The sequence below is a fragment of the Elstera sp. genome, assembly GCF_044372965.1.
In the GTDB taxonomy this organism is placed as follows: Bacteria; Pseudomonadota; Alphaproteobacteria; order Elsterales; family Elsteraceae; genus Elstera.
In genome coordinates this window covers 1-7,931 of the sequence record NZ_JBILQX010000167.1, presented here as the reverse complement: position 1 = coordinate 7,931, position 7,931 = coordinate 1, and the positions used below count along the sequence as shown (strand labels likewise).

Genomic DNA, 7,931 nt, shown 5'->3' with positions numbered 1-7,931 from the left:
GCTGCCTCTGCACTCCGCTTAAGGGGCAGTCGCCCCTTAAGAATCCCATTTATTTTCAAAATATTGGGATTAAGCGGGCGATATTGGTTCCCGTTAAATGGGATTCTCAAGGGGCAAGCCCCTTGAGCGGGGGTGTCGGGGGCCGGAGCCCCCGACGGACCTACGCCGCGCGAATAGTCGCAATGAAGCGGCTTACGGCGTCGGCGAGGCCGCGGGTTTCCTTGCCGAGTTTGGTTGCGGCTTTTAGGACCGAATGGGCGCTGGAGCCGGTTTCGGACGCGCCGCGCGCCACATCGCCCATATGGCTTGCGACTTCCTGGGTGCCGTTGACGACGCCGGAGATGGTACGGGCGATTTCGCTGGTGGCGGCCCCTTGCTGCTGGACGGCCCCGGCGATGCCGGTGGAGATGGCGTCCATATCGCGGATGGTTTGGCCGATGGTATCGATGGCATCGGCGGCGGCCATCGTTTCGGATTGGATCACGCCGACTTGGCGGGTGATGGTTTCAGTCGCGGTGGCGGTTTGGGCGGCGAGATTTTTGACTTCGGTGGCGACGACCGCAAAGCCTTTCCCGGCGTCGCCCGCGCGGGCGGCTTCGATGGTGGCGTTCAGCGCCAGCAGGTTGGTTTGGGCGGCGATTTCGGAAATCAGCCGCAGCACGTCGCCAATATCGCCCGCCGCTGTAGTGAGCCCTTGGACGGTGGTGCGGGTGGTATCGGCCTCGCTCACGGCCTTTTGCGCCAGTTCGGCGGATTGGCGGACTTGGCGGGCGATTTCGCTCGATGAGGTGGCAAGCTCGGTCGCGGCGGCGGCGACGGTTTGGATGTCGCCCGCGATTTGCTCGGTCGCCCCGGTGACGGAGGTCGCGCGGACGCTGGCCCCATCGGCGATGCGGCTCATGCCCGTTGCGATCTGCTCCAGGTCGGCAGCCTCGGTGGAGACGGTGCCGACGATGGCCGACACGCTCGCTTCTAAGTCCTGGGACAGGCGCTGCATCAGGGCGCGGCGCTCGGTTTCGGCACGCTCGCGGCTGGCGGCTTGCTCGGCCCGGAGCTGTTCGACGGCGCGGGCATTATCGCGGAAGACCGTGAGGGCATGGGCCATTTCGCCGATTTCGCCGCTCGCGCCCTGGGCGGGGATTTCGACACTGGTATCGCCGGTCGCCAGCACGCGCATCGCGCCGCCCATGCGTTTTAGCGGGTGGGAGATGGAGCGGGACAGAATCAGCACCGCCCCCGCGATGATAACGGCGAGGATACCGACCGCCAGCAGCGTTCCGCCCGCGCCGATGCGCACCGTGGTTTCCAGCGGCGCTTCGATTTCGGCATGGGCCTTTTCGAGCTGCTTGACCAGAGCCGTGAGCTTTTCCGGGTTGGTCTCGGCGCGCGCCTGGTTTGCGAGGCGCAGCATGTCGGCGCAGCGGTCGCGGGCCGCAGCGGTGCCGATGATCTGCATGGCCAACCGCTCGACGGGGCTATTGAGGTCAAGGCACCGTTGGGCCGAGCCGACGATATCGGTGAGGGCGGTGGCGAGGCCGGGGCCTTTGTTACCCCCCACGGCGGCGGTGAGGACGTTTAAGGACCGGAGCTGGTGCGTATGCAGCCGGTGGTATTCGGCCGCCTTATTAAGTTCCACGACCCCGGCAATCGCGGCAAACGCGAGCAGTAGAACGCCGGCGAGGATAAGGGTGAGTTTACGGGCGATGGTCATACCGGATCCCCAGCAGAGTAAGATGTCACCAAGATTAGAAAATCCGACTGGCGCAAAACCCGCCAAGAGGGAGGAGTGAAAATGTCGCCGATACGGACAACCATAGATACGAAAGCCGTTCTCTATCAAGAAAACCAAGCAGCCATGCTGACCTTGGTCGCCGATTTAAAGGCTAAGGTAGCACGTCTTGCCGAAGGCGGAGGAGAGGCTGCACGGGCGAAACACGTTGCGCGGGGCAAGCTGCTGCCACGGGATCGCATTCGCACTTTGCTGGATGTTGGCGCACCTTTCCTTGAGCTAAGTCAATTCGCCGCCTTTGAGATGTATAAAGATGAAGTTCCCTGTGCGGGGATAATCACCGGCATTGGGCGGGTTGCGGGCCGGGAATGCGTGATTGTCGCCAATGACGCCACGGTGAAGGGCGGCACCTATTTTCCGCTGACCGTGCGCAAGCATTTGCGGGCCCAAGCGATTGCGCGCGAAAATCATCTGCCCTGCATTTATCTCGTCGATAGCGGCGGCGCGAACCTGCCGAACCAGGACGAGGTGTTTCCCGACCGGGAGCACTTCGGGCGGATTTTTTATAATCAGGCCAATATGTCCGCGCTCGGCATTCCGCAAATCGCCGTGGTGATGGGGTCGTGTACCGCAGGCGGGGCCTATGTTCCGGCGATGGCGGACGAAAGCATCATCGTGCGCAATCAGGGCACGATCTTCCTCGGCGGCCCGCCCTTGGTGAAGGCGGCGACCGGCGAAGTGGTAACGGCGGAAGATTTGGGCGGGGCGGAGGTGCATACGCGCATCTCCGGCGTGGCCGATCATCTGGCGGAGAATGATTCCCATGCCCTCGGCATCGCCCGCTCGATCATCGGCAATCTCAACCACCCGAAACCGATGCCGCTGGAACTGCGCGAACCGCGCCCGCCGCTCTACGATCCGAAGGAGATCTACGGCATCGTCTCGGCGGACCTGCGCAAACCCTATGACGTGCGCGAAATCATCGCCCGGATTGTCGATGCGTCCGAGTTCGACGAGTTCAAGGCGAACTTCGGCACGACGCTGGTGACGGGTTTTGCCCATATCTGGGGCTATCCGGTTGGGATCGTCGCCAATAACGGCATTCTGTTTGGCGAGAGCGCGCAGAAGGGGGCGCATTTCGTCGAGCTTTGCGGCCAGCGCGGCATTCCGCTGATCTTCTTGCAGAATATTACCGGCTTTATGGTCGGCAAAAAATACGAGCACGGCGGCATCGCCAAGGATGGCGCGAAAATGGTGACGGCGGTCTCCTGCGTGTCGGTGCCGAAGCTCACCGTGATTATCGGCAATAGCTTCGGCGCGGGGAATTACGGCATGTGTGGCCGGGCCTTCGATCCGCGCTTCCTGTGGATGTGGCCGAATTCCCGCATCTCCGTGATGGGCGGCGAGCAGGCGGCGAATGTGCTGGCCCAGGTTCGCCGCGACGGGATGGAGTTGAAAGGCCAAAGCTGGAGCGCCGAAGAAGAGGCTGCCTTCAAAGCCCCGATCCATACCCAGTATGATAAGCAGGGCCACCCCTATTATTCGTCGGCGCGGCTGTGGGATGATGGCATCATCGACCCCGCCGAAACCCGCACGGTCCTCGCGCTTGGTCTCTCCGCCGCCTTGAACGCCCCCATTCCCGAAAGCCGCTTCGGCGTGTTTCGGATGTAGGGGAGGCGAGCATGAGCAATCTTATCCTTGAGCAAAAGGGCGCGGTCGCCTGCTTGACCCTGAACCGGCCCGAGATTCACAATGCTTTCGATGAGCATTTGATCGCGGCCCTCACGGCGGCGGTGGCGACTGCTAGCGCCGATCCTTCGGTGCGGATCATTCTGCTGTCGGGGGCCGGAAAGAGCTTTTCGGCGGGCGGCGACCTTGGCTGGATGCGCCGGATGGCAACCTATAGCGCCGACGAAAATCTCGCCGACGCCCAAGGCCTCGCCCGGCTGATGGCGACCATCGATACCAGCCCGAAGCCGGTCATCGCCCGCGTGCATGGGTCGGCCTATGCCGGGGGCCTGGGGCTGGTTGCCTGCGCCGATATCGCCATCGGCGTGCCCGAAGCCCAGTTCGCCATTACCGAGGTGAAGCTGGGGCTGATCCCGGCGGTGATCTCGCCCTATCTGGTGCGCGCGATGGGCGTGCGCGAGGCCCGGCGCTGGTGCCTCACGGCGCAGCGCTTCTCGGCGACCGAAGCCCATCGGCTCGGGCTGCTGCACGCGGTGGTTCCAGCCGAGACGCTCGACGCGGTGATCGACGCCGAAATCGAAGCGCTGCTCGCGGCGGCCCCCGAAGCCATCGCCGAAACCAAGCGCCTGCTGAAAGCGGTCGATCGCCCGCTGACCGAAAGCGTCATTGCCAAGACCGCCCAGCGCATTGCCGTCCGCCGCGCCACGCCGGAAGCGCGCGAGGGGCTTGCGGCCTTTTTCGATAAACGCTCGCCCACTTGGGTGAGGGAGTAGCCCCCATGAAGACCTCGACACAAACTAGGGCGATAAAGACCCTGCTAATCGCCAATCGCGGCGAAATCGCCTGCCGGATCATCCGCACCGCCCGCCGCCTCGGCATTCGGACCGTAGCGGTCTATTCCGATGCCGACGCGGGCGCGGCCCATGTGGCGGCCGCCGATCTCGCCGTGCGCCTCGGCCCCGCGCCTGCCCGCGAAAGCTATCTGAAGGCCGATCTGCTGTTGGAGGTGGCGAAAGCTACCGGGGCTGACGCCGTGCATCCCGGTTACGGCTTTCTGTCGGAAAACGCCGGGTTCGCCGAAGCCTGCGCGGCTTCCGGCGTCATCTTCATCGGCCCGCCCCCCAGCGCCATCGCCGCGATGGGCTCGAAAAGCGCCGCCAAAGCCCTGATGGAAAAAGCCGGGGTGCCGCTGGTCCCTGGATATCACGGCGACCGGCAGGAGGCCGATTTCCTCGCGGCTGAAGCGGCGCGCATCGGCTTTCCCCTGCTCATCAAAGCCTCGGCGGGGGGCGGCGGGAAGGGCATGAAGATCGTCCGCGACGCGGGCGAGTTCGACAGCCAGTTAGCCTCGGCAAAACGCGAGGCGCTGGCCAGCTTCGGCGACGATCATGTGCTGATCGAACGTTACCTGACCAAGCCGCGCCATATCGAAGTGCAGGTGTTTTTCGACACCCAGGGCAATGGCGTCTACCTTTATGAGCGCGATTGCTCGATCCAGCGCCGTCACCAGAAGGTCGTCGAAGAAGCCCCGGCCCCTGGCATGAGCGCCGAGCGGCGCGCGGCGATGGGGAACGCCGCCGTGGAGGCCGCGCGCGCGGTCGGCTATGTCGGCGCGGGCACGGTGGAGTTTATCGCCGAAGGCGATGATTTCTTCTTTATGGAGATGAACACCCGCCTGCAAGTGGAGCATCCGGTGACGGAAGCCATTACCCAGCAAGACCTGGTGGAATGGCAAATCCGCGTCGCCGAGGGCCACCCGCTGCCGCTGACGCAAGAGACAATCCCGCTCGTCGGCCACGCGGTCGAAGTGCGCCTCTACGCCGAAGACCCGCTGAAGGAGTTTCTGCCCCAGGTTGGGCGGCTCTCGAATGTGCGCTTCGGCGGCGGCGAGGGCGTGCGCATCGATACCGGTGTGCGCAGCGGCGACAGTATCTCGATCTATTACGATCCGATGATTGCCAAAGTGATCGCCTATGGTCCCGACCGGGCGACGGCAACCCAGCGCCTCATTGCCGCCCTCAATGCGAGCGTGCTGACGGGGGTGACGACCAACCGCGCCTTCCTCACGCGCATTCTCGGTCATCCGGCCTTTGCGGCGGCCGATCTCGATACGGGCTTTATCGAGCGGTATCGAGACGTTCTGCTGCCCGCGCCGGTGCCTGCACCCGATAAGGTGCTCGGCCTCGCCACTCTGGCGGCGATGCTTCGCTCCAGCGAGGAGGCAACGGCGGCAAGGCGGCACACCAATGATCCCTTCAGCCCCTGGGCGCTCACCACCGGTTGGCGCTTGAACCGCGACGCCTGGAACGACATCACGCTGCAAGACGGCGAGCAGGCTCAAACCCCGCGCGCCCATTATCGCGGCGACGGTTTTCTGATCGATCTTCCGGCGGGAAGTCTTGCCGCACGCGGGACGCTAACGCCGTTGCCCGAGGGCGGAGCGCGGTTGACCGCAACCCTGGGGGACGAAAGCCTCTCGGCCCTGGTCTTCGACGCGCCAGAAGGCCTGTGGCTCCACGTCGAGGGCACCACCTATCGCTTTAGCCTCATCGACCCCCGCCGGGCGGCGGATACCGGCCCGGCCCAAGGCGGGCGGCTGCGCGCGCCGATGCCGGGTAAGATCATCGGCATTTCGGTCGCGGTCGGCGATGTGGTGGAGGCCGGGGCGGTGCTGATGCTGGTGGAAGCGATGAAGATGGAACACGCCATCCGCGCCCCGAAAGCCGGGAAGATTGTGGCGATTGCTTTCGCCGTCGGCGATCTCGTCGATGATGGCGTCGATCTGCTGACCCTTGAAGCCGAAGAGGTTCCCGCATGAGTGCCGTCACCATCGTCGAAGTCGGCCCGCGCGACGGGCTGCAAAATGAAGCCAGCCCCGTTTCGACGGCGGATAAAATCGCCCTGATTACCGGGCTTGCCGGGGCCGGGGTTTCGGTGATCGAAGCGGGCAGTTTCGTGTCGCCGAAATGGGTGCCGCAAATGGCCGATAGCGCAGCGGTGCTGGCGGGGCTTCCCGCGCTGCCGGGGGTGCGCCTGCCGGTGCTGGTGCCGAACCTCAAGGGGTTGGAGGCGGCCCAAGCGGCAGGCGTGGCCGAAATCGCCATCTTCGGCGCGGCGTCGGAGGCTTTTTCCCAGCGCAATATCAATTGCTCGATCGAGGAAAGCCTCGCGCGCTTCCGCCCCGTCACCGAAGCCGCGCTGGCGGCGGGGATGCGCGTGCGCGGCTACGTCTCCTGCGTCCTCGGCTGCCCCTATCAAGGCGCGGTGCCGGTGGCCGATGTCGTGCGGGTGTCCGAAGCCCTCTCGGCGATGGGCTGTTACGAGGTTTCCTTGGGCGATACCATCGGCATCGGCACGGCGGGCGCGGCGCGGGCTTTGGTGAAAAGCATCGCCGCCTCCCTTGGCATATCCCGCGTCGCGGTCCATTTCCACGATACCTACGGCCAAGCGCTCGCCAATATCCTCGCCTGTTTGGAGGAAGGGGTGCGCACGGTCGACAGTTCAATCGCGGGCCTCGGCGGCTGCCCTTACGCCAAAGGGGCGTCGGGCAATGTGGCGACGGAGGATGTTGTGTATCTCTTGAACGGTTTGGGTCTCTCCACCGGGATCGATCTCGATAAGCTCGCGGCGGTCGGGCGGCAGATTTCCGCGGTGCTCGGGCGCGCGCCCGCGTCGAAGGTCGGTCAGGCGCTCGCGGCGAAGGCGGCATGAGTCTCAACATTATCCGCCTGTGCGTCGGCTGCGAGAGTATCGAGGATCTGCGCGACTGGCAGGAAACCCATAATGAGGCGCCCGATTACCCCGGCTGCGTCTTCACGATGACGACGATGTACCCGAAGCGCGCCGAGGAGATTATCGGCAAAGGCTCGCTCTATTGGGTCATCAAGGGGCGGATTGCCGTGCGGCAGGGTATTGTCGCCATCAACCGCACCTTGGGGCCGGAGGGGGAGCAGCGCACCCGTTTCGTGCTCAAGGCCGAATGGATCCAGACGGTGCCCACCCCAACGCGCCCCTTCCAGGGCTGGCGCTACTTCGACGCCGAAAAAGCCCCGCCCGATTTGGGTTCGGAAGCCGATGACGCGATGCCGCCGGAGATGGCGGCGGAGCTCAAAACCCTAGGGCTTCTCTAGCTCCATGACGAATTTTTAGGACTAGCATGACAGTTTTTTGAAAAAAGCGCTTGCGGGGTTTTGTTGTTAGGCCTATAAAGCGCCTCCCGACGACGAGGCGCCGGCGACTAAGTCGCTGAAACGCTGAGGAAATCGGGGTTGGAGCTGAGAAGTTCCGGTGTTCTTTGACATTGTAGGATTATGGGAAGGGGTTTGGAGTCGGCGGCCTGTTTGGCTGCTGGTTCTAGGTCTCTTGATAAGAGAGAGTTTAGGATTGGTAAGGTTCCGGACAATGGGGACATTGTTTGGATCAACCTGAGAGTTTGATCCTGGCTCAGAACGAACGCTGGCGGCATGCCTAACACATGCAAGTCGAACGAATGCCTTCGGGTGTTAGTGGCGCA

The 7,931-nt window shown here is 64.0% G+C and carries 6 protein-coding genes and 1 rRNA gene; 6 read left to right on the top strand and 1 reads right to left on the bottom strand.

Going from position 1 to position 7,931, the window contains the following annotated elements; genetic code table 11:
* Positions 1 to 160 precede the first annotated feature (160 nt).
* The gene (locus ACIQ36_RS16345; protein ID WP_395831250.1) at positions 161 to 1,711 is read right to left on the bottom strand and encodes a methyl-accepting chemotaxis protein; all 1,551 of its coding nucleotides are present in this window, start codon (positions 1,709 to 1,711) and stop codon (positions 161 to 163) included.
* 81 nt (positions 1,712 to 1,792) lie between these two features.
* Between ACIQ36_RS16345 and ACIQ36_RS16340 the strand changes: the two genes are divergently transcribed.
* From ACIQ36_RS16340 to ACIQ36_RS16315, 6 genes are all read left to right on the top strand, one after another.
* Entirely contained in the window at positions 1,793 to 3,400 is a 1,608-nt protein-coding gene (locus ACIQ36_RS16340; RefSeq protein WP_395831248.1) for a carboxyl transferase domain-containing protein, read from the top strand.
* A gap of 11 nt (positions 3,401 to 3,411) precedes the next feature.
* Entirely contained in the window at positions 3,412 to 4,191 is a 780-nt protein-coding gene (locus ACIQ36_RS16335) for an enoyl-CoA hydratase-related protein (protein ID WP_395831246.1), read from the top strand.
* A gap of 5 nt (positions 4,192 to 4,196) precedes the next feature.
* Positions 4,197 to 6,236, top strand: coding sequence for an acetyl/propionyl/methylcrotonyl-CoA carboxylase subunit alpha (locus ACIQ36_RS16330; protein ID WP_395831244.1), 2,040 nt, complete (start codon positions 4,197 to 4,199; stop codon positions 6,234 to 6,236).
* Entirely contained in the window at positions 6,233 to 7,129 is an 897-nt protein-coding gene (locus ACIQ36_RS16325; protein ID WP_395831242.1) for a hydroxymethylglutaryl-CoA lyase, read from the top strand. Before ACIQ36_RS16330 ends, ACIQ36_RS16325 begins: the two co-directional genes overlap by 4 nt.
* Positions 7,126 to 7,548: a DUF1489 family protein gene (locus ACIQ36_RS16320; RefSeq protein WP_395831240.1), complete on the top strand. Its 423-nt coding sequence runs from the start codon at positions 7,126 to 7,128 to the stop codon at positions 7,546 to 7,548. Before ACIQ36_RS16325 ends, ACIQ36_RS16320 begins: the two co-directional genes overlap by 4 nt.
* A gap of 290 nt (positions 7,549 to 7,838) precedes the next feature.
* Positions 7,839 to 7,931 (top strand): 16S ribosomal RNA (locus tag ACIQ36_RS16315); the annotation flags it as partial.